Origin of the sequence: Streptomyces sp. NPDC048523, assembly GCF_043199815.1 — a bacterium.
In the GTDB taxonomy this organism is placed as follows: Bacteria; Actinomycetota; Actinomycetes; order Streptomycetales; family Streptomycetaceae; genus Streptomyces.
Map to the genome: position 1 here is coordinate 57323 of NZ_JBICWQ010000012.1, position 25580 is coordinate 82902.

Annotated in this window: 20 protein-coding genes and 3 pseudogenes; 11 read left to right on the forward strand and 12 right to left on the reverse strand. The window is 68.8% G+C overall.

Annotation, left to right across the window (positions count from 1 at the left end):
• Positions 1 to 61: 61 nt before the first annotated feature.
• The 8 genes from ACGFWE_RS38970 (at position 62) to ACGFWE_RS39005 (ending at position 8824) form a co-directional block, all read left to right on the forward strand.
• Positions 62 to 1042, forward strand: a complete 981-nt coding sequence (locus ACGFWE_RS38970) for an alpha/beta hydrolase (RefSeq protein ID WP_393604963.1) — start codon at positions 62 to 64, stop codon at positions 1040 to 1042.
• A gap of 22 nt (positions 1043 to 1064) precedes the next feature.
• Positions 1065 to 2288, forward strand: a complete 1224-nt coding sequence (locus ACGFWE_RS38975; protein ID WP_352389623.1) for an ATP-grasp domain-containing protein — start codon at positions 1065 to 1067, stop codon at positions 2286 to 2288.
• A complete protein-coding gene (locus ACGFWE_RS38980) occupies positions 2285 to 3496 on the forward strand; it encodes an MFS transporter (RefSeq protein WP_352389622.1) in 1212 nt (403 codons plus the stop codon). The genes ACGFWE_RS38975 and ACGFWE_RS38980 overlap by 4 nt, the downstream gene beginning before the upstream one ends.
• Before the next feature lie 64 nt (positions 3497 to 3560).
• Complete coding sequence (locus ACGFWE_RS38985; RefSeq protein WP_352389621.1) at positions 3561 to 5207, forward strand: AMP-binding protein; 1647 nt, start codon at positions 3561 to 3563, stop codon at positions 5205 to 5207.
• A gap of 26 nt (positions 5208 to 5233) precedes the next feature.
• Complete coding sequence (locus tag ACGFWE_RS38990) at positions 5234 to 5491, forward strand: acyl carrier protein (protein ID WP_352389620.1); 258 nt, start codon at positions 5234 to 5236, stop codon at positions 5489 to 5491.
• 61 nt (positions 5492 to 5552) lie between these two features.
• The gene (locus ACGFWE_RS38995) at positions 5553 to 6320 is read left to right on the forward strand and encodes a B3/4 domain-containing protein (RefSeq protein ID WP_393604966.1); all 768 of its coding nucleotides are present in this window, start codon (positions 5553 to 5555) and stop codon (positions 6318 to 6320) included.
• Positions 6321 to 6437: 117 nt separating this feature from the next.
• Complete coding sequence (locus ACGFWE_RS39000) at positions 6438 to 7889, forward strand: PLP-dependent aminotransferase family protein (protein WP_393604968.1); 1452 nt, start codon at positions 6438 to 6440, stop codon at positions 7887 to 7889.
• 8 nt (positions 7890 to 7897) lie between these two features.
• Positions 7898 to 8824 (forward strand): LysR family transcriptional regulator, encoded by a 927-nt coding sequence (locus tag ACGFWE_RS39005; protein ID WP_352389617.1) that lies wholly within the window; start codon positions 7898 to 7900, stop codon positions 8822 to 8824.
• A gap of 33 nt (positions 8825 to 8857) precedes the next feature.
• On the opposite strand, the gene ACGFWE_RS39010 is transcribed toward ACGFWE_RS39005, so the two are convergent.
• The 11 genes and pseudogenes from ACGFWE_RS39010 to ACGFWE_RS39060 form a co-directional block, all read right to left on the reverse strand.
• Positions 8858 to 9457: a TIGR03086 family metal-binding protein gene (locus tag ACGFWE_RS39010; protein ID WP_393604970.1), complete on the reverse strand. Its 600-nt coding sequence runs from the start codon at positions 9455 to 9457 to the stop codon at positions 8858 to 8860.
• A gap of 57 nt (positions 9458 to 9514) precedes the next feature.
• Positions 9515 to 9919, reverse strand: a complete 405-nt coding sequence (gene paaI / locus ACGFWE_RS39015; protein ID WP_352389615.1) for a hydroxyphenylacetyl-CoA thioesterase PaaI — start codon at positions 9917 to 9919, stop codon at positions 9515 to 9517.
• 33 nt (positions 9920 to 9952) lie between these two features.
• On the reverse strand, positions 9953 to 11281 hold the full coding sequence (locus ACGFWE_RS39020; protein ID WP_352389614.1) for an FAD-dependent oxidoreductase: 1329 nt from the start codon (positions 11279 to 11281) through the stop codon (positions 9953 to 9955).
• A complete protein-coding gene (locus ACGFWE_RS39025) occupies positions 11278 to 11517 on the reverse strand; it encodes an acyl carrier protein (protein WP_352389613.1) in 240 nt (79 codons plus the stop codon). The genes ACGFWE_RS39020 and ACGFWE_RS39025 overlap by 4 nt, the downstream gene beginning before the upstream one ends.
• A 25-nt stretch (positions 11518 to 11542) precedes the next feature.
• Positions 11543 to 13054 (reverse strand): amino acid adenylation domain-containing protein, encoded by a 1512-nt coding sequence (locus ACGFWE_RS39030; protein WP_352389612.1) that lies wholly within the window; start codon positions 13052 to 13054, stop codon positions 11543 to 11545.
• A gap of 14 nt (positions 13055 to 13068) precedes the next feature.
• Positions 13069 to 14346: an MFS transporter gene (locus tag ACGFWE_RS39035; RefSeq protein ID WP_393604973.1), complete on the reverse strand. Its 1278-nt coding sequence runs from the start codon at positions 14344 to 14346 to the stop codon at positions 13069 to 13071.
• A 43-nt stretch (positions 14347 to 14389) separates the two neighbouring features.
• Complete coding sequence (locus ACGFWE_RS39040) at positions 14390 to 16105, reverse strand: class I adenylate-forming enzyme family protein (RefSeq protein WP_393604975.1); 1716 nt, start codon at positions 16103 to 16105, stop codon at positions 14390 to 14392.
• Positions 16102 to 17379 carry a KamA family radical SAM protein gene (locus ACGFWE_RS39045; protein WP_393604977.1) on the reverse strand — a complete coding sequence of 426 codons (1278 nt, stop codon included), beginning with the start codon at positions 17377 to 17379 and terminating at the stop codon, positions 16102 to 16104. Before ACGFWE_RS39045 ends, ACGFWE_RS39040 begins: the two co-directional genes overlap by 4 nt.
• 337 nt (positions 17380 to 17716) lie before the next feature.
• On the reverse strand, positions 17717 to 19120 hold the full coding sequence (locus ACGFWE_RS39050; RefSeq protein ID WP_393604979.1) for a lyase family protein: 1404 nt from the start codon (positions 19118 to 19120) through the stop codon (positions 17717 to 17719).
• On the reverse strand, positions 19117 to 21099 hold the full coding sequence (locus ACGFWE_RS39055) for an FAD/NAD(P)-binding protein (protein WP_393605093.1): 1983 nt from the start codon (positions 21097 to 21099) through the stop codon (positions 19117 to 19119). The genes ACGFWE_RS39050 and ACGFWE_RS39055 overlap by 4 nt, the downstream gene beginning before the upstream one ends.
• Positions 21100 to 21257: 158 nt before the next feature.
• Positions 21258 to 21377: pseudogene (locus ACGFWE_RS39060) on the reverse strand (IS110 family transposase); the annotation flags it as partial.
• A 781-nt stretch (positions 21378 to 22158) separates the two neighbouring features.
• On the opposite strand from ACGFWE_RS39060, the gene ACGFWE_RS39065 reads away from it, so the two are divergent.
• Positions 22159 to 24228 carry a putative Ig domain-containing protein gene (locus ACGFWE_RS39065; RefSeq protein ID WP_393604983.1) on the forward strand — a complete coding sequence of 690 codons (2070 nt, stop codon included), beginning with the start codon at positions 22159 to 22161 and terminating at the stop codon, positions 24226 to 24228.
• Positions 24229 to 24309: 81 nt separating this feature from the next.
• Here the strand turns inward: ACGFWE_RS39065 and ACGFWE_RS39070 are convergent.
• Positions 24310 to 24567: pseudogene (locus tag ACGFWE_RS39070) on the reverse strand (helix-turn-helix domain-containing protein); the annotation flags it as partial.
• A gap of 2 nt (positions 24568 to 24569) precedes the next feature.
• Here ACGFWE_RS39070 and ACGFWE_RS39075 point away from each other — a divergent pair.
• Positions 24570 to 24904: pseudogene (locus ACGFWE_RS39075) on the forward strand (saccharopine dehydrogenase); the annotation flags it as partial.
• Between the two features lie 218 nt (positions 24905 to 25122).
• Positions 25123 to 25473 carry an iron chaperone gene (locus tag ACGFWE_RS39080; protein WP_393604985.1) on the forward strand — a complete coding sequence of 117 codons (351 nt, stop codon included), beginning with the start codon at positions 25123 to 25125 and terminating at the stop codon, positions 25471 to 25473.
• Positions 25474 to 25580: the final 107 nt, after the last annotated feature.

A 25580-nucleotide genomic window follows, 5' to 3' on the forward strand; every position in this document is an offset into this window, starting at 1 on the left:
TGAACCACCACCCTGCCCACGACTTTCCGATCACATCAGCTGCTGTCGCCGAGGAATATCTGTGTCCATTGTCGTGCCCCACGGCCTCGACCCCGAGCTCGTCCGTGTCGCCGAGCTGCAACCCGATCTCGACTACAGCCGTCCCCAGGAATCGCGTGAGGCGCTGCGTCGCGCATACCGGATCTCGCGCGCCCTGCGCAGCCGGAACGCCCCTGAGGACGGCGACGACCTCGAGGTCGTGGACCGGGAGATTCCGGCGCGTGTGGGATCTCCGGACATTCCCGTGCGCGTCTATGCCCGTCGCGGTGGCCAGGAGCCGGCGCCTTGTCTGCTGTTCTTCCACGGCGGCGGGTTCGTCACCGGAAACCTCGACACAGAGGACGCCCGCTGCCGTGAGTACACGCGGCGTACCGGTGTCACGGTGGTCTCGGTCGACTATCGGCTCGCTCCCGAGCATCCCTTCCCGTGCGCCTTCGAGGACAGCTACGACGCTCTGGTGTGGGTCGCCGCGAACGCCGATGAACTGGGCGTCGACACCGGCCGGATCATCGTGGGCGGGACGAGCGCGGGCGGTGCTCTGACGGCAGCGGTCTGTCTGGCCGCACGTGACCTCGACGGGCCCGCTGTCGCCCACCAGTTGCTGCTGTATCCGGTTGTCGACCACGTGATGCACACCCGGTCGATGAAGGAGTTCGACGCCACACCGGGCTGGCACGCACGGAACAACGTCCACATGTGGCGCCATTACCTCGGCACGGACGCACCGGAGAACGTGTCCGCGTACGCGGCCCCGGGCGAGGCCGGTGACCTGTCGAGGCTGCCGTCCGCCTATGTGATGACGATCGAGTTCGATCCGCTCCGTGACGAGGGCATCGACTTCGGGCGCCGCCTCCTGGCGGCGGGAGTCTCGGTACAGCTGCATCACTTCCCAGGGACGTTCCACGGGTTCGATGCCGCGGCTCCGCAATCCCGTATCGGCAAAAGGGCCTTGGACGAACAGTGCTTCGTGCTGGCGCGAGCCGCGGACGTGAACGTCGTATGACCTTCAACATGAGGTGGGTTTCATGAACAGGAAAAGGCTTCTGCTGATCGGCAGTGGCGGACAGCCGTTTCGGGAATACGCACTCGAAGCGATAAGCGAGCGCGTCGACGTCATTCTGGTCGAAGGACGTGAGATCACCTGGCAGCAGCCCTACGTCAAGGGATTTCACCATGTAGACCTGAATGATTCGGAAAAGCTCCTCGCGGTGGCTCGCGCCGAGGCTCCGGATGGCGTGCTCACCTACGACGAGGCGCTGGTCGAGTCGACCGCCGAGCTCGGGCGAGCGCTCGGAGTACCTCACCCGGACCCGGACGCCGTGCGCAGGTGCAAGGACAAGAGCGCCCTGCGCGCCTGTCTCATGGAGGCGGGGCTCGGCGCCGTCCGGTTCGCTGTCGCCCACGACGTCGAAGCCGCCCGCAGCGCCGCCGCCGACATCGGGTACCCGGTCGTGCTCAAACCGCGCGCCCTCGGCGGAAGCATCGGTGTGGTCCGGGTGGACGACGAGCAGCAGCTCGTCGACGCGTTCACCGTTGCTGCCGAGGCATCCGCTTCCGACGGAACGACCTCGAGCGTCCCCGGCGTCCTCATCGAGGAGTACCTCGACGGGCCCGAGTTCAGTGTCGACTGCGCCACCTGGCAGGGCGTCACGACCCCGGTCGTCGTCGCCGAGAAGACCGTCGGCTTCGCCCCGTACTTCGAGGAGTTGGGCCATATCGTGCCCCCGGCGCCCCATCCCGGGCTGGACGAGGCGCTCTCCTTGGTCTGCGAGGCCCACAAGGCCGCCGGGCTCGACAGCCTGGTCACGCACACCGAATTCCGTCTGACGGTGCATGGGCCACGCATCATCGAGATCAACGTCCGCCTCGGCGGAGGTCTGATTCCCCACCTCGGCGCGCTCGCCCAGGGCACCGATCTCGCCGGGGCGTCGGCGGACATCGCGGTCGGCCGGCAGCCGGAGCTGTCCGCCAGCCGCTCGGGCGTGGCCTGTATCAGCATGCTCTATCCCGCACATGACATGAGGGTCGATCAGGTACGGCTGGCCCGTAAGGACAGTGAGTACCCGGGACTCGACCGGTTCGTCACGTTCCTTCCGGCCGGTACCGAGGTCCGCCTGCCACCGAACGGTTTCCTCTCCAGGGTCGGCTTCGCCGTGATGAGCGGTGCGGACCGGGAGGAGTGCCTGCTGCGGCGGCGTGCCGTGGAGGCCGACGTCCTGATCGAAGGCGAGTCGCTGAGCGTCGTATGAGTGCTGATCAAGAGATGGACGTCGACTCGACCAAGGACAAGCCGCGCTCGATCGTTGCGATCGTGCGCCATGCGCCGCGACCGGTCTGGGTACTGGTCACCGGCGTTTTCCTCAATCGGGCCGGTTCCTTCTTCGCCACCTTCCTCGTCCTCTTCCTCAAGCAACTCGGCTTCACGCCGCGGGAGATGCCGGTCATTCTGCTCGCTGTCGGCATCGCCACCCCGCTGGGCTCCTTGTTGGGCGGTTGGGTTTCCGACCGGCTGTCCAGGAAGACCTCGCTGGTCGGGTCGACCCTGCTCGCCTCAGGCAGCCTCGGGGTGATCGCCCTGTCTCCCAACAAGACCGTGGCGCTGGTCGGAGTGTTCGCAGCGGCGCTCTTCGCGCAGGCGTACCTGCCGGCGGCTTCCGCGCTCCTCGTCGACCACACGGAAGAGCGGGACAGGGTGCCCATCTTCGCGTTCTTCCGGCTCGCTCTCAATCTCGGGTCCACGCTGGGGCCGTTGATCGCCGCCACCGTCGCCAAGGACAGCATCCGCCCGCTGTTCCTCATCAGCTGCTGCATGTACGCCCTGTTCAGCCTGCTGTTGATGGTGGGCCTGCCGTCGACGCGCTCCGTGGGTATGGAGCGGCCGCGGAACGACGAGGCCGGCAAGGGCATTCCCCTGCGCATGGTGGCCTTCTACGTCTCGATCGTCGCCGTCACCGCCGTGTACGTGCAGTACAACTCGACCGTCGCACTCTCCGTCGCACAGGGGCACGGTGCCGACTTCTACGCCTACCTCCTCACGCTCAATGGCGCCCTGGTGATCCTCTGTGAAATGCCGTTGAGCGGACTGACCCGGAAGGTGGCCTGGTGGATTCCGGCGGCGGCCGGGTCGGCCCTGATGACCGTGGGCATCGTGGTGTCCGGCAGCGCCGGGCCCTATGTGGCCGTCGCGATCGGGGTCGTGATCTGGACCGTCGGCGAGATGCTCTTCTCGCCGGTGGTCAGCAGTGCCGCGGCGTCTCTCTCGCCTCCCGGCCGGATCGGGCGGTACCAGGGATATCTGTCCACCGTTCAGGCCGTGGCGTTCGGCCTGGGGCCGGCGGCAGGCACGTTTCTGTACAGCACGGACACCCGGCTGCTGTGGCTGTGCTGCGCGGGTGTGGGTGCACTGGCCGTCCTCGGATTCGTCGCGGTCGGCAGGACTGCGCGCAAGCCCGGTTGAGTCACCCCTCTCGGAGCATCACATGGCAGGGCATTCAGCCCCTCAAGGAGAGCAGTTCCAGCTGATGGACGCACAACCAACCGCTGACCAGAAGGAGTCGGCAGCGATCCCGCAGACTCCCGGGATCCTTGTCGACTGGCTGCGCCGCGCCCGAACCGGCGGAGTGCACCTCTTTCAACGAGGTGGGACAAGGTTCCGGAGCTGGCCCGAGGTACTCGGCGATGTGGTGGCGCTGACGGAGCGGCTCCGCGCCGGCGGGATCCGCCCCGGCATGCGGATCGGCGTTCGTGGCCACAACTCGTACGAATGGCTGGCACTTGACCTGGCGCTGCTCGGCCTGGGTGCCGTGCCGGTCGCGCTGCCGGTTCCCGACTTCAAAGGACGGGACAACGCCGACATCGCGCGGCAGTACGGCCTGTCCGCTGTGTTCGCCGGCAAGGAAGGGCGTACCGCCGCTGACGACGCGTCCGTCGGCGCTCTGGAGACAGTGCTGACGCAGCCGCTCACCGTCCGGCCACTGGACCCTGCCCCCAGGCCGCAAGGAGAGCGGCTGCCCGCGGGGGAGGCCGAGGTGTTCACGCTCGCGTTCTCCTCCGGCACGGCCGGCCGCGTCAAGTGCCTGCTCCTGGCCTGGCCGGGGGTGCAGGCGCTGATCGAGGCGCACACCGAGGCGTATCCCTTCCGGTCCGACGACCGCATCATGATCGCCCTCCCACTCTCCACCTTCCAGCAGCGGTACTTGTGTTACCTGGCGATCCGCAATGACTGCGATGTCGTCCTCACCACGGTCGGGCACTTCGTAGACGCCCTGCAGGTGACCCGGCCGACCATTCTGCTCGGGCCGCCGAGCTTCTATGAATTCGTCGAGAACCGCTACCGCGCCATGGATGCGGAGCGCCGCCTGGAGTGGGAGGCGGCCGCCGCTTCGGCGGCCGTGTTGCCGACGGAGGAGGAGCGAAGAGCGCGGCGTCGCGAGGTGTTCCGTGAACTCCACGACATGTACGGGGGATCAATGCGGCTGATGCTCGTCGGATCCGCACCCGTACGCGACGGAATGCTGGAATTCTTCGCCGAGACCGGGTTCGAGCTCTACCAGATCTACGGCATGACCGAGATCGGTTTCCTGACCTGGAATCGCCGCGGGGCCAACAAGGTGGGCTCCGTCGGCCGTGAGGTGTACCCCGGGACCGTCTCCCTCACCGAGGACGGTGAGGTCACCGTCCAGCACGACTGGCATCTGTGCGTCGGTTACGAGGGGGAGCCGGCCGAGAGCGTCGCGCAGGTGTTCCGCGGCCACAACACCATCGCCACGGGTGACCTCGGCATGTTCGACGAGGACGGCCATCTCGTCCTGCGGGGACGGAAGAAGAACCTGATCATCACCAGGGGCGGGGCGAAGCTGCAACTGGAGGACCTGGAGGAGGAGCTGGGGCGTGCCCAGGGCGTCACCCAGGTCTGCCTGTACTCGCTGGAGCAGGAGGGGATGGCGGCGATCGCCTGGTTCCAGGGCGACGAGGAGACAGCCGGGAAGTCCCTGCGGGCCAGGATCGACCAGCTCAACACAAAGCTCGGGCGGACTCAGGACGTGCGCCGTCTGGCGTTGCTGCCGGGCCCGCTCGCTTCCGACAGCCCCCTCCTCAACCGCAATCTGAAGGTCAACAGGGAAGCCGTACGCACAGCGACCGTCGACCGACTCGTACCACTCGTGTAATGAACCTGAGCGATAGGCAGGACGACATGACCCATCAGCCGATTCTGGAAACCGACAGCATCAGGGCCTCCGTGGCAGGTCTGTGGGGCGCGCTTTTGAAGATCGACGACGTGCCGCACGATGTCGCCTTCCCGGACCTGGGGGGCGACTCCCTGCTCCTGATCTCCCTCCTCACCCAGGTCGAGGACGAATTCGACGTCTATCTGGAGGCGGAGGACATTCTCGACGACCTCACCGTCACCGGCATCGCGCGGGCGATAGCCAAGCGACGGGCCGAGGCCTGAGCGCGTCGTCCCGCCCCTGTCCGCCCTTGCTCACCCCCTGACCTCCCTCAGGAACATCCCCATGACTCAGTCGTACGACGCGGAACGCACCGACCCCCGGTCCCGCGAGCTCATCGTCAGCATGTCGCCGGAGATCTCGGCGTCCTATCCCGAGTGCCGCACGGTCTTTCTGCTCGCCCAGGGCATCAAGAACAACGAGCCCTGGCCCGACACGGAAGAGGCACTGACCGCGCTCGAGGCAGACGTGCGCGAAGGCCGCCGTCACCTGCCCACCGAGGACGAGGCCGCCATCTCTGTCTGGCACGATCTGCTGCGAAGTTTCGGTACGAACCCTCGACGGGCTCGGCCGAGCATCGACGCGCTCAGCCGCCGTCTGCAAAGGTCCGGGCGCCTGCCTCGGGTGTCCTCCCTCGTGGACACCTGCAACCTCGTGTCCCTCAGCCACCTGCTGCCGACCGGTGGATTCGACCTCGCGGCGTTCCGCACCGGCATCGAACTGCGCAGGTCCCGGCCCGACGACGTCTACGTCCCGCTCGGCGAGCCGGACAAGACCGAGAGGCCCCTGGAAGGCGAGGTGATCTACGCCGACGGCTCACAAGTGATGACCCGGCACTGGAATCACCGTGACTCCGATGTCACCAAGGTCACCGCGGCCACCCGGGACGCCGTGCTGCTCCTGGAGGGAGTGTCCCCGGTCATCTCCGCCGGGACTCTGTTGAAGGCGCGTGCCGAACTGGCCGAACGCGTGGCACCGCACTGTGAACGGGTCAGCCTCCATGAGATCGACCCGGCCGAGCCACTGCGGCTCGTCTGGGAGCCCACCTCCTGACCCGCACCGGCCCGAACCGCCCGATGGCTCTTTCCCGTGGTCTCGTCCGTCCGTGTCAGCGAGACGGGCGGGACCACAGCTGTTGGGACAGGGCCGAGTGGATGGAGGAGAACAACCATGACCGACATGACGTACACCGAACCCCGGCAGACGGGCCACACGGCGGGTACCCATCCGCGTACCCGCACCCCTGACCTGCATCTCGATCTGGATCTGCACTCCCGGCGCGGCCGTAGCGACCAGCTCGCCGCAGCCCTGCGCCGGGCGATCGAGGCCGGCCGGCTGCTGCCGGGCACCCGCCTGCCCTCCACCCGCAGCGCCGCGACCGATCTGGGAGTCGCCCGCGGGACCGTGGTCAGCGCGTACCACCACCTCATCGCCGAGGGCTACCTGGAGACGGCGCGGGGATCGGGGACCCGTGTCCTCCCCTCGATGGCGAAGCCGCCGCGCCACAAGCCCGAGCCGGTCCGTGAGCGAAACCCGTGGCGGTACGACTTCAGGCCGGGCGCGCCGGACATGACGCTCTTTCCCCGTACGGCCTGGGTCAAGGCGACGCAGAGAGTGTTGCAAACGACTCCTGCCGAGGCCTTGGGCTACGGAGATCCAAGAGGGCGGCCCGAGCTGCGATGGGCCCTTGCCGACTATCTCGGCCGCAGCCGCGGTGTCGTCACACACCCGGACCGGATCGTCATCTGCCACGGATTCACTCAGGCGCTCGGCCTGATCGCGTCCGTCCTGGCCGAGAACGGGGTGGACGCGATGTCGGTCGAGGACCCCGGTTACCCCCACTTCCGGGACGTCGTCCGACTGGCCGGTCTGAACACGCACGCTGTCGAGGTGGACGCCGACGGACTGCGTCCCGAAGGGCTGAGAGGCCGGGCCGCGGTCGTGACCCCGATCCATCAGTACCCCTTGGGCGTCCCGCTGTCCGCCGAACGCCGCAAGGCCCTGGTCTCCTGGGCGGAGGCGGCCGACGCGGTGATCGTCGAGGACGACTACGACGGCGAGTTCCAGTACGGCCCGCAGAAGGTCGGTGCGCTGCAGGCGGCGGCACCGCACCGGGTGATCTACGCCGGCACCACGAGCAAGACCCTGGCTCCGGGAATCCGTCTGGCCTGGCTCGTCGTGCCGCCGGACTGGGTGGAACGGATCACGAATGCCAAGCGCGTGGCCGACCATCACTCCACGGCGCTCACCCAGATGATCGTGGCGGACCTGCTGCTGTCGGGGGCCTACGACCAGCACATACGCAACTGCCGTGACCAGTACCGCATGCGCCGTGAACAGCTCGGGGAGGTCCTGGCCGCGGTTGCGCCCGCGGCCTGGCTCATGAGCGAGAACAGGGGCCTCCATGCGTCGATCCTCTGGTCGCCGGACGGGCCGGCCGAACGGGAGGTGCTCCAGGCCGCCCGGGCGGAGTCCCTCGCACTCGCCGGGCTCGGCAGCTACTGGGGGTCGCCGGGCGGGCACCCGCCGGGACTGGTCATCGGATATGCCACCCCACCCCGCCATGCCTATGCCGAGACGTTGAATGCGCTGGCCCGAGTCCTAGACCGTCATTTCAGGTAGGAGCTGACGTGCTCGAACTTCGCGAGATCAAGTGCCTATTGGCTCTCAGCGAGCAGCTGCACTTCGGGCGGACGGCCCGCGAACTGTACATGTCGCAGTCGCGGGTCAGCCGTACGGTGAGCGAGATGGAGCGGAAGGTCGGTGGCCGGCTTTTCGAGCGGACCAGCCGCACGGTCCAACTGACCTCACTGGGTTCGGAGTTGATAGATCGGCTGCGTCCGCTGTACGAGCAGATGACGGACGCCTATGAGGACGTGGTGACGCGCGCCGACGGAGCCGAAGGCACGGTCAGGCTCGGGTTCGTCGCCACCGCCGGCGGGGTGTACGCCACAAAACTGATGCGGGCGGCACGGGAAGCGCTGCCGGAATGCAGGGTCGTCCTGCGCGAGGTGCCGTGCGACGACGCTCTGGATCTGCTGCGACAGGGGCAGACGGACATGCTGATCGCCCAGTTGCCGGTGCATGACGCGGATATGACGGTCGGCCCGCTGATCGGCAAGGAGTCGCGGGTGCTCGCCGTCCCACTCGATCACCCGCTGGCGATCCGCGACTCGGTCAGCCCGGCGGACATCGCCGAGGAGACTGTCTTCCGGCCGGTCGGCCCGGGCTCCGCCCATCGGGAAGATCCTCGGATGCCGTGGGAATCACCGTCCCGTCCCGGTCGGCAGCGCGGTCAGGACGTACGGACGTTCCAGGAGATCCTCACGCTGGTGGCAGCGGGGCAGGGCGTGGCCCCACTGACCGAGTCGGCCGCGCGCTATCACGCGCGGCCGGACACCGTCTTCGTACCGCTGACCGGGCTGCCGGACGTGCACATGGCCTTGATCTGGCGCTCCGTCGAGGAGAACAGGCTGGTCCGCGCACTGGCCGCCTGCGGGCGCCGACTGACCGAGGAAGCCGCCTTGACGCGGGCGGGGGCGGCACACAGTCATTGAGCCGACCCGCGTCCGCGTCGAGACGGACCAGGATCAGTTGGGCCAGCTCGCCGAACGGCCCAGTGTGGCCAGGACGCGACCGAGCAGGCTGTCGTCGCGCGCAGGCAGGCCGGGCCGGAAGGACGCGCCCGGAACCAGGCGGTTCGGCCCGTCAGGCACTTCGGCCGCATACGGCAGGACGGCTTCGAGGATCTCGTCGTCAAAGCTGATGGGCACCCCCAGGGATGCCGCTACGTCCCAGCCGTGCACGACGTAGTCGACGAAATGGAAGCCGATGGCGGTGCGTGCCGGGAACATCTGTCCACCGCGCACCTCGGGCAGCCAGAACTCGCCGTCCAGGACCCCATCGCGGGCGAACGCGGCGGTGACCCGCTGCGACGAGTCGCGGAAGGTCTGCCCCGGGTCGCTGCCGAGATCGCGGTCCGCCCAGACGGTGGCGTCGGTCACCTCCCCGTCGGCGGCCGCCGCGAAGCCGTGGTTCTGGCCGGCCATATGGGCGAGGAGCTGCCGCAGCGACCAGTCGGCACAAGGAGTCGGCAGGCTCAGATGCCTGGGCTCGACCTGATCGACGATCTTCTCTGTGACCTCCAGCGCGCGACGGTCGAAGGGGCGGATGTCGGTCTTTGCACTCATGGCACTCATCTTCGTAGGGGACTTCTTGGAGTGGGCCCCCGGGGGGCCGTGAACGGGTCACCTGGGCAACGAGCGGCTCTGCCCCCGGAATTCGGCGATCACCTTCCCGTCGGCGCGGCGGACGGTGACGTCGTAGATACCGCTCTGGCCGAACCGGGAGCGCTCGACCGCCTCGGCGAGCAGGTCGTCACCGACCGACGCCGGGCGCAGGAACGTGACCTGGGCGGACTGGGCCACAGTGGTCGCTCCACGGGTGTTGCAGGCGTAGGCGAAGGCCACGTCGGCCAGCAGGAACAGGTAGCCGCCGTGTGCCGTGCCGTGGCCGTTCACCATCGTGGGCGCGATCCGCAGACGGGCGGTGGCCCGGCCCTCGGCGACGTCGTCGATGGTGATGCCGAGATCCTGACAGGTCCGGTCCGAGCGGTACATGGCGTCCGCGCGGCTCTGTGCGGTCTCGTCCATCTGCGAAGCCCTCTCTCGCGAGTCGGCAGGGCCTCAGCCCTTCCGGGTCCCCAGGATCTCGTCCGCGGCGCGCCGGCCCGACCGGATCGCACCTTCCATGAGGCCGAAGAACTCGGTGCTGGTCTCCGTGCCGGCCCAGTGGATACGACCGTGCGGCGCGGCCAGCCGGGGGCCGAAGGAGACCCAGTCGCCGGGGCCGAAGAGTGCCGCGTAACAGCCGCGGCTGTACTCGTCGTTGATCCAGTCGGTGACGTGGTGGCCGATCGGCTCCGGCAGCTCGGGGAAGAGCCGCCGAGCCTGGGACGCGGCCGCCTCCCACTGGCTGCCCGGGTCCAGGGCGGCGAACTCCTTGGCCTCCTTCCCGGTGACGAAACCGGTCAGAATGCCGACACCGGCCCCCGGAGGTGAGTCGTCCACCGTGGAGAGCAGCGGACCGTCCGAGTTCACCGACCAGCCCGAGAGCCCGTGATCGCGCCAGAACGGACGCTCGTAGATCAGATGCACCTTGACCGCGCAGCCCGGAACGGTGGACTCACCGGAGCGGCGGAAGGGCAGGCCCGGACGGTACTCGATGGCGTCCGCGAGCAGCGGCGGCACCGCGACGACCACGGAGTCCCCCTCGTGGACGCCCTGGTCGGTGTGCACGCGCACTCCGGCACCGGTGTCCTCGACCACGCGCACCGGCTCGGCCAGACGGACCCGGTCGCCCAGTTTGGCCGCGAGCAACTCGGTCAGCTGATGGGCGCCACCGTCGACCCGGTCCTCCTGCGCGCCGCCCGCGAACGCGTTGAGATAGCGGATCCCACCCCCCGAGCGCAGGTAGAAAGCCATGTGCAGAACGGAGACATCGGCAGGGTCGGCAGCCATCATCTCGCCCAGGAACAGCGGGAAGAACAGCCGCACATCCTCGTGTGCGACGTGCTCCGCGACCCAGTCCGCGGCGCTGATGCCGTCCAGGTACTCGGCGTTCGGGGTGAGCCACGGGGCGTCCACCCGGACCGAGCGCGTCACGTCGTCCAGCAGGTCGAACAGCTCACCCAGGGCGACCGCGCTCAGGGGCGGGAACCGGCCCTCGGTACTGCGCAGGCCGGCGCCGCCGAGGGAGAACCTGCTCCGGCCGTCGGTGGTGGTGGGTGTGGTCGACAGGCCGAGCCGGGAGATGAGCGCCATCAGCTCGGTGTGGCGCGCACCGAGATAGGCCGCACCCGCGTCGGCCCACTGCCCCGGCGCCACCTCGATGCCATGGGTGCGACCGCCCACCCGGTCGCGGGCTTCCAGGACCGTCACTTCATGCCCGGCGGCGGAGAGTTCGGCCGCGGCGGTCAGCCCGGCCAGGCCGGCTCCGACGATGAGGACGCTCACGCGGTCACGCTCGCAATCAGTTCGACCACACCCCGGGGCGTGGCGGCATCGATGAAGTCCACGATGTTCAGCTCGACCCCCAGGTCGCGGGCGACGGCGCTGATCACTCGGGTGGCGAGCAGGGAGTCCCCGCCCAGGTCGAAGAAGTCGGAGTCGGGGTGGACCGTGTCCTCCTCCAGTACGCGGCGGTAGATCGTGATCACGTGATCGAGTACGGCAGGCTCGGCGGCGGGCATGTGTGTTCCCCTCGGATGTCGCTGTTCAACTGCTGGTGTACCGCTGGTGGGTGCGGCGGCGGTCGATCTTGCCGCTCGCGGTGTGGACGAGCTCCGGCACGACGATGATGCGGTTCGGCCGCAGATGGCTCGCGCTGTGTCGGCGTAGATGGGAACGGAGCGTGGCCACGAGGTCGGTCCCGTCGCTGTGCGGGGCCGGCGTCACGTATGCGATCACCGTGGTGTGGTCGCCCGTCGCGACACCCGTGGCGGCGGCGGACGCGACACCCGGGTGCGCGCAGAGCTGGGCCTCCACCTCGGCCGGATCCACTCGGATGCCCCGGACCTTGAGCTGGTCGTCGAGCCGCCCCTCGTGATGCAACTCGCCGTCGGCGGAGCGCCGTACCAGGTCGCCGGTGCGGAAGAAGCGGCCGGCCGCGAGGGTCGGGAACCGCTCCGCGGTGACCTCGGGCAGATCGAGATAGCCGAGTGCCAACGAGGGTCCACCGATGAGGAGTTCACCGTTGTGGTCGATCAACGCGCTGACGTGCGGCAGGGCATGGCCGATCGGGGCGGGGGCGCCCGTGCGTGACCTCGAGCGTGGACCGTGCAGATCCGCGGCGTGTGTGACCAGAGTGGTCTCCGTGCACCCATAGGTGTTGACGAGGCGGATCCGGTCGGCACCGGGCAGGGCGCGCCAGTTGTCGAGCCGGACCGGATTGGCCGCCTCGCCGCCGATGACGACCGTACGCAGGCTCTCCGGCAGCGCCGTGCTCCCGGCCTCCGCCAGGTGATGGACCAGCTCGTGCCAGAAGGCGGTGGGCAGATCGAGCACGCTGAGGGCGAGCCGGTCGATCAGGCGCAGGAGCCGGGGTATGGAACCCGCGTAGGCGTCGTCGTCGAACACCAGGGTCGCGCCGCGGGTGAGCGTCGGCAGTATCTCCTCGAACGACGTGTCCCAGTTCAGCGAGGCGAACTGCAGCACCCGGTCGTCGGACCGGATGCCGAGCACCTCAGCCAGCGAGTCGACGGCGGCGGCGATCGCCGCGCGGGGGGTGACCACCGGCTTGGGCCTGCCGGTGGACCCGGAGGTGAAGAGCACATAGGCGGGGTCCTCCGGCCTCCAAGGCGGGCCCGACCCGGTGTCGTCGGCGGCGAACGGCACTTCGGGGAAGCCGGACGGATCGGGGCCGAGGATCGGCGGACCGAAGGGCTCCGGATCCGGCCGGGTGGCGATCACGCGGCTCAGGCGCGCCGTCTCGGCCAGGACCGCCTTGCGTTCGACGGTGAAGGCAGGGTCGATGGGGCAGTAGGTACCGCCGACGGCGAGGACACCGAGGAGCGCCGCCACCGTGTCCGCGGAGCGGTCGGTGAGTACGCCGACCGTGCCGGGGCGCGGGCCGAGCGCCGCAGCCACGCGCCGTACCCGGCTGTGGAGTCGGGCGTACGTGCACGGGCCGGACCTGTCGATGACGGCGGTCGCGTCGGGATGCCGCGCGGCGGTGCGCTCGAAAAGCTGGAGGACGTCCTGGGCGGCGTCCGGGATGGTGGCGTGCATCTGGTCTCCCGGGGTCAGTGGTGATCGGCGTCGACAGCCGGGGGCGTCGAGGCGGACTCGGGCCGTGCGGCCGGCTCCGGCTGCCGAGCGCGGGCCTGCCTGCGTCCCTGGACGGTCAGCCCGGCGCAGGCCAGCACGGCGAGGACCATGACGGACGTTCCGTAGACCGTGGTCGTCGAGGACAGCCCGAACCGTTCCACGGACAGTCCGGCGGCGAGCGCGGGCAGGCTGAAGCCGAGGTAGCACACCACGTACATGGCGGCCATGAGTTCGGCGCGCTCGTCCGGGGAGGCCAGTGGCGCGATCGTCTGGAAGGCCCCGAGGAAGCCGGTGCCGAACCCGTAGCCGGCGATGACGGCGGCGACGAAGAACAGCGGTGTCGAAGGGATGGACAGCGCCCACAAAGTGGTGCCGACGCCGACGAAGAACGCGACGAAGCCGAGGATCATGGTGGCGCGGGGCGGACTGTTGCGCCGCAGCAGGGAACCGAGTGCCCCGGCTCCGGTCAGGGTGAAGATGACCAGGCCGCCCACGAGGTGGTTGGTGAGACCCAGGGTGTGCGCGGCGATGGAAGGGCCGAGCGACATGTACAACCCGCCGACCGACCAGACCGCGAACAGGCAGGGCGCCACGATGATGAACAGCCCACGCGCATGGCATGGCACCGAGATGCGCGGTATCAGCGACGCGGCGACATCGGGGCGGCGCGGCGACGTCTCCGGCAGCAGTGGGACGACGATGGTCGCGACCACGAACACCGCCAGCAGGAGTGCGTACACCAGCGTCCTGGGCGCAGGTGCGTACTCGACGAGCAGCCCGGCGCCCAGGGCGCCGAGGGCCAGGCCGCTGATCGGAGCCAGACTGTTGACCATCGGTCCGAGCCGGGGCCGATGAGCGGGCTGCAGGTCGAGCAGGGCCGCGCTGGTCGCTCCGGTGGCCGCGCCGGTCGCGAGCCCCTGGGCGGCCCGTGCGGCCAGCAGCAGGCCGACGCTGTCGGCACGGATGAACAGCGCCATGCTGACCAGCTCGACGAGCAGGGACGTCCCGAGGACCGCCCGGCGTCCCACGTAGTCGGAGAGCCCGCCCACCACGAGCAGTGCCGCGAGCAGGGCGATCGCGTACATCGCGAAGACCGCGGTGAGGGTGATGGAGGAAAACTTCCAGTCGGCCTGGTAGACCACGTACAGCGGTGAGGGGGCGCTGGACGCGAAGAGCAGCAGGCACTGGATCACGGCGATCAGCCAGAACGACAGCCCTCTTGGCAGCACGGGGAGTTGATACGTTCGGCTCATTGGTTCCCCGGGGGGTTCTCCTCTGCGGTGCGGCTGTGACAGGTCAGGCGGCCGGGGCGTCGTCGGTCAGGGCGGTGGCGTGACGGGTACGGAGCTCACGCTTGAGGACCTTGCCGGTCGGCCCCGTCGGATAGTCCTCCTCGCGGTCGGCCACGAACACCGCTGACAGGAGCGGGAGTTCGGCGGCCGCAAGGCGCTGGTTGACCGCGTCGAGGAGTTCCTTGGTGTCCCGCGTCGGGCTGTCGGCCTGCAGACGCAGCACGGCGATGGGCAGGTGGCCGCCTCCGGCGGGGCCCGGCACCGCGATCACCGCGCAGTCGTGGACCAGTTCGGCGCAGTCGGCGATCAGCACCTCTTCCAGGGGCAGGCTGTACACCGGGCCCTCGGCGGTCTGGATGACATCCGCGGTGCGGTCCAGGTGGTAGAAGCGGCCGTCGGGCTTGCGGATCGCCACGTCCCCGGTCAGCCAGTAGCCGGCCAGTTCGAAGCTCTTGGTCAGCGCCGCGTCGTTCCAGTACCCGGGGGTGCGCGTCGGCGTCCTGACGCCCAGGTAGCCCACCGTGCCGTCGGGCACCTCGTCGCCCTCGTCGTCCAGGACGGCCGCCTTCTCGACCACCTCGACCGGCAGTCCGACACAGCGGTCGTCGCGTTCCGACTCGGGTGTGGTGACCTGGCCGAACAGTGCCATGCCCATTTCCGACGAGCCGAGCCCGTCGATGAACCGCGACCCGGGCAGGACGGTGTCCTCGGCGGCGCCCGGGGGCAGCAGCCACGGCTGGATGAGGCCACTGGGCCGCTCACCCAACTGCACCAGGCGGCGGATGTGCCCGTAGTGGGCTCCGTCCCCGGTGTTGAACCAGGTGTGCACCTTCGCGGCCGCCCGCACCGGCAGCTCACCCTCGGCGAGTTCGACGAAGGTGCGCGGGAACGAGGCGACCATGGTCGGCTGGAACGCCTCCATCACCGGTTCCACGGCACTGCGCCGCCAGCTGCCCATGGTCAGTGTGGGCAGCCCGAGCAGGATCGTGGTCAGCAGGTAGCTGAGGCCGCCGGCGTGCGTGTGGGGCATCAACGACAGCAGCCGGTCGTAGGGCTCCGCGGGGAAGCGGACCATCCGGGATTCCTTGCCGACCCAGAACTGCCGGTGCGCGACCTGCGTGGACTTGGGCGTTCCCGTGGTGCCGGAGGAGTGGATGAGAGCGACCACGTCGTCGGGGGCGTGACGGTACGGGTACACCGGGGGCAGGCTGCCGGACTCCGGGTCGTGCGCGCGGATCTCGGAACTGGGCACGATGAACCTGGGCCGCGGCTGTCCCGGGCGGTAGGTGGCGGCGATCAGGCGCGGGTCGTCGGCCACCACACCGATGACGCCGACGTGGTCGAGGTAGCGTCGCGCCGTCGGGATCGGCATCGCGTCGTTGACCAGGGTCGGGATCGCGCCCAGCGAGGTGAGCGCCAGGAAGTGCAGGATCGGCTGCAGTCCCTCGGAGATGTAGAGCGCCACCGGCTCGCCCGGACGCACCCCGTTGGCCCAGTACCAGCGGGCGAACCGGTCCCGTATGGAGGCGAGTTCACGCAGGCTGTATCCGCGCAGGGCGACGTGTCCGCGCTCGTCGAGACGGTGGTCGTAGACCAGGGGAGCATCGAGGTTGGGATTGTTCTCCAGCGCGTACTGAAGGAAGTTCCCCGCTCCCAGGTCGGGCTCGGTCATGAACTTCTCGCGTACCGACAACGGTGCGATGGGGCTGCTGACACTCACTCTGTCTCCCCGCGGGTGAGAGTTGTGGAGGGGATCTTCGCCGCGACGGGCTGCTCGGGGGTGGTGTCGTGGTGGCGCCACCACTCCTGTCCTTCGGCGCTCAGCGTCTGGATCGGGTCGTAGTACTCGTAGGTCTTGGCGAGCGCGTACGGATCGTCGTGCTCGATCGACGTGAAGTAGTTCTTGGTCCAGTACGAGATGCCGCGGTCGCGGTTGTAGTGGTCAACCTGATGGACCCAGCGCTTGCCGACGAACGGCACGTCGCACACCAGCCGCGGCGTCGCGAACCCCGGCAGATAGCCCATGATCGCCTGCTGCAGCTCCTGGGCCTCCCACAGTGCGACGCGCCAGTGTTCGGCATTGGGGATCATGTCGCAGAGGTAGAAGTAGTACGGCATGATCCCGGCGCCGTCGAGCAACGCGAAGCACAGGTCGAGCAGCGCCTCCTGGGAGTCGTTCACCCCACGCATCAGTACGCCCTGGTTGCGGACGTCGCGTACCCCCACGTCGAAGAGCGACTGGGCCGCCTCGGCGTTGAGCGGGGTCACCTGCTGGGCGCTGTTGACATGGGTGTGCACCGCCAGGCTCACCCCGCGCTTGCGGGCCGTCTCGGCGAGCCGGCTCATGGTCCCCCGCGCCTCGTCGGTGAGCCAGTGCTGCGGAAGGTCCATGAGCGCCTTCGACGCCAGCCGGATGTCGCGTATGTTGTCGAGTTCGAGAAGGTCCAGGACAAAGGATTCAAGGCGGGTCCAGGGGACGTTGGCGATATCCCCTCCGGACACCACGACATCGCGCACACCGGATGAGTTGCGCAGATATTCGAGCATTGCCTCGTGGCGGTCGGCCTGTTTCACCGAGAATTTGAGTTTCGGCACCTGCGGCGTGGAGTTTCCCACCAGATCCATGCGCGTGCAGTGGCCGCAGTACTGGGGGCAGGTGGAAACCAGCTCGGCGAGCACCTTCGTCGGATAACGGTGTGTGAGGCCTTCGGCGACCCACATCTCGGCCTCGTGCAGGGAGTCCCGGGAGGCGAACGGGTGGGACGGCCATTCGGTGGCGCGGTCGGAGAAGACCGGGAGCATGTGCCGCCGTACCGGGTCGGCGTAGAAGGCCTCGGTGGTCACCGCGCTCAGCGGCACCATCATGTTGAGTACGTACGGGGGTAGCAGCAGCGACATCGTCGCCCGCTCCGCCTGGTCCCGCTCGAGGTCGCGGTAGAAGTCCTCGGAGAGCAGATCGCCGTACAACGCTCTGAGCTGGCGGGGATTCTTCACGCAATGCGTCCGCTGCCACTGCGGATCGCGCCATTGTTCCTGGGTCACTTCGCGCCATGCCGGGACGCGACGCCAGTCGGGTTCGATCAGTTCCTGGCGCCGGTAGGCATAAGGCTGGCGAGACATGTTTCCCCCAATGAGATACAGGCGGAAGGTGTACACAAGGAGTCTCGAATCGCAAGTGCGATCCGACTCGCCTGGAGTTTCAGCCGGATTTCCTGCCGCTTTCCGATTGTTGCCGGACGCCATTGGGTGATCAAGCACGGAATCCGCATCGTCCGATGCGGGAGGCGCATCGTTGCAGGTGAGACGGGAAAGGTTCGTCCTGCGACGGCCGTTACTGCTTCAGAGCACGGTCGACCAATTCCGCGGCGGCGCCCGTGTACTCGGCGGGATCGCACAGCGCGTCGATCTGTGCGCGGCTGAACACCTCGGCGACGACGGGGAGTTCGGCGAGCACGTCGGCCAGTGGGGTGCTGGTGCGTGCGGCCCGGGACGAGGCCTCGGTGAGGAGCTGTTTGGCGGCTTCCTTGCCGAGCCGCGGAGCCAGGCGGGCGGAGATCCGCTCGGACACGATCTGACTGCCGGTCAGCCGGAGGTTCGCCGCCATGCGGTCCGCGTGGACGATGAGCCCCTCGGCGAGTTCGACGGCCGTGTACGCGGCCCCCCCGGTCAGCCGCAGGGCCTCGCGGAGCAGCTGCCACTCCGCGTGCCATGCGCCACCGGAACGCTCGTCCTCCGAGATCAGACACTGGGTCAGTCCGGCGGAGATGACGGGTACCTGGAGTGCCGCGCTCCGGATCAGTGTCGCCAGCACCGGGTTCCTCTTGTGCGGCATGGCGGAGGACGCTCCCCGCCCTTCCCGGGCCGGTTCAGCCACCTCGCCGATCTCGGTGCGGACCAGCGTCTGCACGTCGACGGCCAGCTTGCCCAGTGCCCCGGCCGTGAAGGCGAGCGCGGCCGCGAGATCGGCCAGAGGCGTCCGCAGGCTGTGCCAGGGGAGCGGGGGACGAGCCAGCCCGGTCTCCGTGGCGAAGGCATCCAGCAGCCGGTCGCCGTAGCCTCCCGGCGTACTCGCGTCCGGGGCCCCGTCGATCGCCGCGTACTCCAGGTACCCGGCGAGCGTTCCTCCGGCTCCGCCGAGCGAGACGTACAGTCCGCCGTTCAAGACGCGGGCGAGCCGGGTGTCCGCGTCCAGGAGCAGTTGTCGCCAGCCTGCCACCTTGAGGCCGAAGGTGGTGGGCACCGCCTGAAGGGCCAGCGTCCGCCCGGCCATCACCGTGTCGCGGTGGTCCAGGGCGAGCGTTTCCAATGCCCGCGTCGCGTGTGCGAGGCAGTCACGGATGAGACGCAGGGCCTGTGCCGAGACCAGCATGGCGCCCGTGTCGAAGATGTCCTGGCTCGTGGAGCCGCGGTGCACATAATCGGCGGCCTCCGGGTGGCTCGCCGAGACCAGGCGGGTCAGCGAACGCACCAGCCCGACCACGGGGTTGGCCGTCTCCCGCGACTCCAGCGCCAGAGCCCTTACGTCGAAGTGCTCCGCTCGGGCGGCCGCGGTGATCGCCGCCGCGTGGTCCGACGGCACCGTGCCGAGAGTCGCCTGTGCCCGGACCAGTGCCGCTTCGGCGTCCAGCATCGCCTGCACCCAGGCGACGTCGCCGACTGCCGCTTCGACGGGTGTGCCGGCGCGGACCGGGGAGAGGAGGCCTGTATCCGTCTGCGCGTCAGGGAGGAGGGTCATGACCTCACCTCCGAGGTGGTCGATTCGGTGCTCTCCGAGGTAGTGGATCCGGTACTCAGCCCGGCCGGGGACAGCGCCAGCACGGCGCGGGCGATGGCGTCGGCGTCCCCCAGGCTGACCGAGTCGACGCCGGGGCGCGCCGCGGCCGCGGTCACCCAGTGCGGGCCCTCGGTCGGCACGCCATGTGCGTAACGGCGCGGATGGGGGACGCCCTGCCTGTCAACCAGGCGGCAGGGGCGCGGAGTTACGGTGATGCCACCCGTTTCGTATACGGTTCCGCAGGCGCCCTCGATCTTGAAGGGCGTTATCTGGCCGTCCTTCACCAGCTGACGCATCAACGGGTCCGCTGTGCGGCGGACATCGGGTTCGGGCAGCCGGGCTTCGATGAGTACCCTCGCCCGGACGTCCGGCGCCGGTATCTCGTTCGAGGTGCAGACGAAGGACGGTTCGTCGGCGTCCACCCGGATCTCGGCCCCGGGGCCCGTCACTTGCAGCACCCCGGCCTTGACCAGCGCGATCATCTGCTCGATGCGGAAGGCGGGTGGCCCGATGGAGAGGAACGCGTTGAGCGGCGTGTACCAGCTGTCCAGCTCGTCGCGGTGGGAGTTCCCGTCGAGACCGCCGTGGTCGACCGCGATCCGGACCTCGTTCCTGACGTCGCGCAGGACGTCGAGGGCAGCCTTCACCGGATCGCTCACGTTCCCGACCTGCGCCTGTCGGACGTCCCGCCGCAGGTACGTGAGCAGCCAGTCGTGGAACTCGTCGCGATCCGCGAACGTCCTTCCCAGGTAGGGACGGGCGAGCCGTTCCCAGTCCCATCGGTGCTCCGCCGGAATGTCGAAGGCATCAAGGATCTCGTTCCTGTGGTCCTCCCGTTCGGCGGCGATGTACAGCTCGGTGAACATCCTGCGATCGGCGCGCCGGCCGAGATTGTCCAGGAGGAGCGCGTAGTACACGCTCTCGACCTCGCGGGAGATCAGCGGCCACAGGTCGATGCCGAAATAGACGCGATCGCCGTCCTCGGCGCGCCGACGCAACCGCGCTATGTAATCGGCGGTGAGCAGGCGCGGAAAGTACCGTCCGTGGGCACCCTTCTCGTTCGCGCCTCTCGCGTGATAGGGAATACCGCGTCGGGAGGTCGCGCAGAGGCGGGGCTCCAGCCCTGAGGGCTCGTAGGTCAGTTCCCCGTCACGGCGCACGAACGTGCCGCCGCGCCCCACGGTGAGCAAGGTCATGAGATCGAAGAAGTTCAGACCCAGTCCCCGTACCAGTACATTCTCGCCCGGCCTGATGAATTCGAGGTCGACATCGGCCGGGCTGCTGGGCGGGAGATAGGCCAGACCGAGCTTCTGCGCCTGCTCGGCCAGAGTCTGTTCCTTGCTGTGGGCGTCGACACCCACGTGGCCCTGCGAGAGGATCACGGCGTCCAGTCCCTCGATCGACCGGCCGTTCTCCAGCAGCACAGTCTGCTCAGGCACGCTGTCGCTCCCACCCTTCAGGGCCACCGCACGGGAGTAGTGCGTGGTGATCTCGACCTGAGAGGGAGCGGCAAGGCAGACACGTGCGAACATGTGGCACAGGTACTGACCGAAGAAGGCGCGCGACGGATAGTCGTCGGGACCCAAACGCCGTACCTCCGCCAGGGCTTCCTCATTCCACGCCTCTTCGTCCCGTATTCCTTCGGCGCGCAGTTCCTGCACCCACTCGTACAGGCTGGGCCCCTTCTCGATGGGCCCTTCGATCGAGACGCTCTCATCGGTGAAAACGGTGATCTGGGAAGCCACGGTATTCATGAGGAGTTCGTGGGGCTGGTCGGTGCGCCATACGGCACCCGCTCCCGCGGGCCATGGGTCGACAAGATAAATGTGGACGCCTTGAAGCGATTTCATCTGACGCGCGTTGGCACATATTCTTTCCAACACCGCCAACCCGCGCGGGCCGACTCCGACGAGGCAGATGGACAGGGACCTATTGGGCAGCAAGAGGTACTCCTACCTACAGAGTTCCGGAAGGCGTGTGATCACGATAGGTCGGGTTCTCATGCCTCAACGGACCACTTTGCCGTGCTCCCAGTGATCCATGGCGGAAGGCCGGAATGCAGGTAGGGATGGCGTCGAGCTGTCATCCGGCGCCGACAACCGACGGCGGTGAGTCTGCCCTGGGGGTGCCTGTAGGCGGGATCGTGTAGGGCTGCGAACGCGGACGGGAACACCGCGGGTTTGAGCTGCCGGTTGCCGCCTCTTGGTGCGTGTGCGCCGGGGGAAAAAAGCTGGAGCCATCGCCGACGGTGACCAGCAAGGTGCGCGATCCCTACTGTCCTCCCGTACCTTGCCGGATTGCGCAGTGCCCGGTGGATCGGTTCGGTGTCGGGGCTGGTTCCGGGCCTCGTCTCGTGATGGGTGACAGGTCGTTCGGCGCCCCGCCGCATCTGCTGTCGGTGGGTCGTTCCTGCGCGTCATGGGAGGCTGAGCGGCCGTGCGTGTTCCTTCGCAGCAGGGACTCGAGGACCTGGTGTCGGTATGGGGCGCAAACTGACGGCGCCACGTCCGACGAGGTGCCCTTCCTCGAACGCCTCTCGGTGCCGAAACGGTGATCAACTACACCCGGATCGCCCGGCGGCCCCGGCCACGCCCCGCCGACTGCGGGCGCTCCTGACCGAGATCCGGCAGCAGGGCCGCAACGAAGCGACGGGCACGACAGTCGGGATGAGCTGTCAGAGAAGAGGCCGTCGAGACGCTGCAGGATCAGCCTCCGGGCCCGGCCGGCTTCGGTCTTCCTCTGCTCCGCGCCAAGCCCGCCCCACTCACCTCCAATGAAGTGGGCAATCTCCGCCATGGCGGAGCAAAGAATTCCCTGCGCCACTGCCGGTTCGCCCGCGGTCCGATCTACGTTCCTCTCGCACCCTGTCATGTCACGTACATCAGGCATCACGGGTCAGTCGAATGTCATGCTCATGGCTGCGCGGTTTCGCCGCCGCTACGCGCGTCACGGGCCTGCCAATCCAGTGCGCATCCCCACGTCAACGGAGGCAGAACCCCATGCGTGAGTCACGTCTGAGCAAGCGGAGACGGAGTCTGCGAAGACTCCTCGCCATCTCCTTCCCGGTCCTCGCACTCACCGTCGCCGGACTCGTCGCGGCACCCACGGCCGGCGCCCAGCCCACCGCGGCCCACCCGCACACCACCAAGGTCACGCAGAACAGCAAAGCGCTGACCGCCCCCGCGCGTCAGACCTTCCACTCCACCGGCAAGGCCGGCCAGAAGGTACCCACCACCCACCTGTGCGCCACCGCCGAGCCGGGCCACGCGTCCTGCTTCGCCCAGCGCCGCACCGACATCAAGCAGCGCCTCGCCTCGGCGCTCGCCGCCGCGGCCCCCTCCGGCCTCTCCCCGGCCAACCTGCACAGCGCCTACAACCTGCCCACCACCGGCGGCAGCGGCCTGACGGTCGCCGTGGTCGACGCCTACAACGACCCCAACGCCGAATCGGACCTCGCCACTTACCGCTCCACCTACGGTCTGTCCGCCTGCACCAAAGCCAACGGCTGCTTCAAGCAGGTCAGCCAGACCGGCTCGACCACCTCGCTGCCCACCAACGACAGCGGCTGGGCCGGCGAGGAAGCCCTCGACATCGACATGGTCAGCGCCGTCTGCCCGAACTGCAACATCATCCTCGTCGAGGCCACCTCCGCCAACGACTCCGACCTCGGCATAGCCGAGAACGAGGCCGTCTCGCTCGGCGCCAAGTTCGTCTCCAACAGCTGGGGCGGCGACGAAGCCTCCTCCCAGACCAGCGAGGACACCTCGTACTTCAAGCACCCGGGTGTCGCGATCACCGTCTCCTCCGGTGACTCCGCCTACGGTGCCGAGTACCCGGCAACCTCCCAGTACGTGACCGCAGTCGGCGGCACCGCCCTGTCCACGTCCTCCAACTCCCGCGGCTGGACCGAGTCCGTGTGGAAGACCAGCTCCACCGAGGGCACCGGCTCCGGCTGCTCCGCCTACGACCCCAAGCCGAGCTGGCAGACAGACACCGGCTGCACGAAGCGGATGGAGGCCGACGTCTCCGCGGTCGCCGACCCCGCGACCGGTGTGGCCGTGTACGACACCTACGGCGGCTCCGGCTGGGCGGTCTACGGCGGCACCAGCGCCTCGTCGCCGATCATCGCGGGCGTGTACGCCCTCGCGGGCACCCCGGGCTCCAGCGACTACCCGGCGAAGTACCCCTACTCCCACACCTCCAACCTGTACGACGTGACCAGCGGCAACAACGGCTCCTGCTCCACCTCGTACTTCTGCACCGCGACCACCGGCTACGACGGCCCGACCGGCTGGGGCACCCCCAACGGCACCACCGCCTTCGCCTCCGGCACCACCTCCGGCAACACGGTGACCGTCACCAACCCGGGCAGCCAGTCGACGACGACCGGCGGCTCGGTCAGCCTGCAGATCAGCGCGAGCGACAGCGCGGGCGCGACCCTCACCTACAGCGCCTCCGGGCTGCCGACCGGCCTGTCCATCAGCAGCTCGACCGGCAAGATCACGGGAACTGCGTCCACCGCGGGCACCTACCAGGTCACCGTCACCGCGAAGGACTCCACCGGCGCCTCCGGCTCGACCTCCTTCACCTGGACCGTCGGCTCCGGCAGCGGCACCTGCACCTCGACCCAGCTGCTCGGCAACGCCGGCTTCGAGTCGGGCAACACCACCTGGACCGCCGCCAGCGGGGTCATCACCAACTCCACCAGCGAGGCGGCACACGCCGGTTCCTACTACGCCTGGCTGGACGGCTACGGCTCCGCGCACACCGACACGCTCTCCCAGTCGGTGACCGTGCCGAGCGGCTGCAAAGCCACCTTCACCTTCTACCTGCACATCGACACCGCGGAGACCTCGACCAGCAGCGCCTACGACAAGCTGACGGTCACCGCGGGCTCGACGACCCTGGCCACCTACTCCAACCTCAACAAGGCCTCCGGGTACGCCCAGAAGTCCTTCGACCTGTCCTCGTACGCCGGCTCCACCGTCACCCTGAAGTTCAACGGAGTGGAGGACTCCTCCCTCCAGACCAGCTTCGTCGTGGACGACACCGCCCTGACGACCAGCTGACCCACCCGAGGGGAACACCCGATCCCGCACGCGGAGACCGTCCGCGTGCGGGACACCCGTCGTCCTATCGGTGTGCCTTGGTCAGGGCCGGAAGGTGCGGCGACAGGTGTCGGGTGGGACCCCGACGCTGCGGTGGAAGTGGCGGCGCAGGGTGGTGGCGGTGCCCATGCCGGTGGCCGCGGCGATGGTGTCCACGATGGCGTCGGTGGTCTCCAGCAGCTCCTGGGCATGGCGGATGCGCTGGGTGTGGAGCCACTGCAGTGGCGTGGTGCCGGTGAGAGTCCTGAAGTGCCGAGCGAGGTGGCGTGAACTCATACGGGCCCGGCGGGCCAGGTCCTTCGACCACCTACATGACCGCCGAGGCGGTCCGCGACATCGCCGCTCCCGACACACCGGCCCCGACCGCCACCGACAAGACCGGGCGCTCGGACCGACCTTCCTCGTCGACGCCGTCGTACGCGCGGGCGGCGCCGAACGCCGGGCCACGGCCGGCGGCCAGGACATCTACGCCGTCACCGCCCCCCTGGTCGCCGAGGCCCTCGAACGCGTCCTGACCGGCCGCATCCGGACCACCGGCGTCGCCTCCGCCGGAGAGATCTTCGACGCCCCGGACTTCCTGCGCGCGCTCGCCCCGCACATCACCCTCGCCCGGGGCCCACAGAAGCAGCTCGCCTGAAGAACAGGCGCCTCGGACGTCGACCTCGCCGAGAACCTGCTGTCCGCGCCTCGGACCCACGGAGTATCACCGCGATGACCGCCATGCCCACCCGTGCCGCCCTGACCATCGACGGTCGCGTCGTTCGCCACCCTGGCCAGCGCCCTCGGCCCTGAATGGCGGGTGATCGCCCCGGACCAGTGCGGACACGGCGACTCCCCCCGCGCAGAATGAGTCGTATGGACGCTGAAGTGCAGACCTACGTCGACGGGATCGCACCCGAGCTCCGCCCCCTGTTCGACCGGCTGCACCGGCTGATCCTGGCGGCGTTTCCCGAGGCGAGCCTCGTACTGTCCTATGGGATGCCGACCTACCGGGTTGGCAGCCGAAAGCTCCATGTCGGGGTGTGGCGGCACGGGGTCTCGGTCTACGGGTGGGACAAGGACCGGGGCGCGGACTTCACCTCCCGCCATCCGAACCTCGTCAGCGGGAAGGGGACCGTCCGGCTACGTCCGCAGGATGCGGCGGACGTGACCGACGACGAGTTGGGCGATCTCATTCGCGCTGCGCTGGCAGGCGGGAGCACCTGATCAGGCGAAGGCTGCCCCGGGCTGCCTGCGAACGTTCCGTTGACACCCTCAGCCCCGCGTGTTTCGATCTCGCCATGCCGTCGCCGGAGCCTCTGACTCGCCGCCGC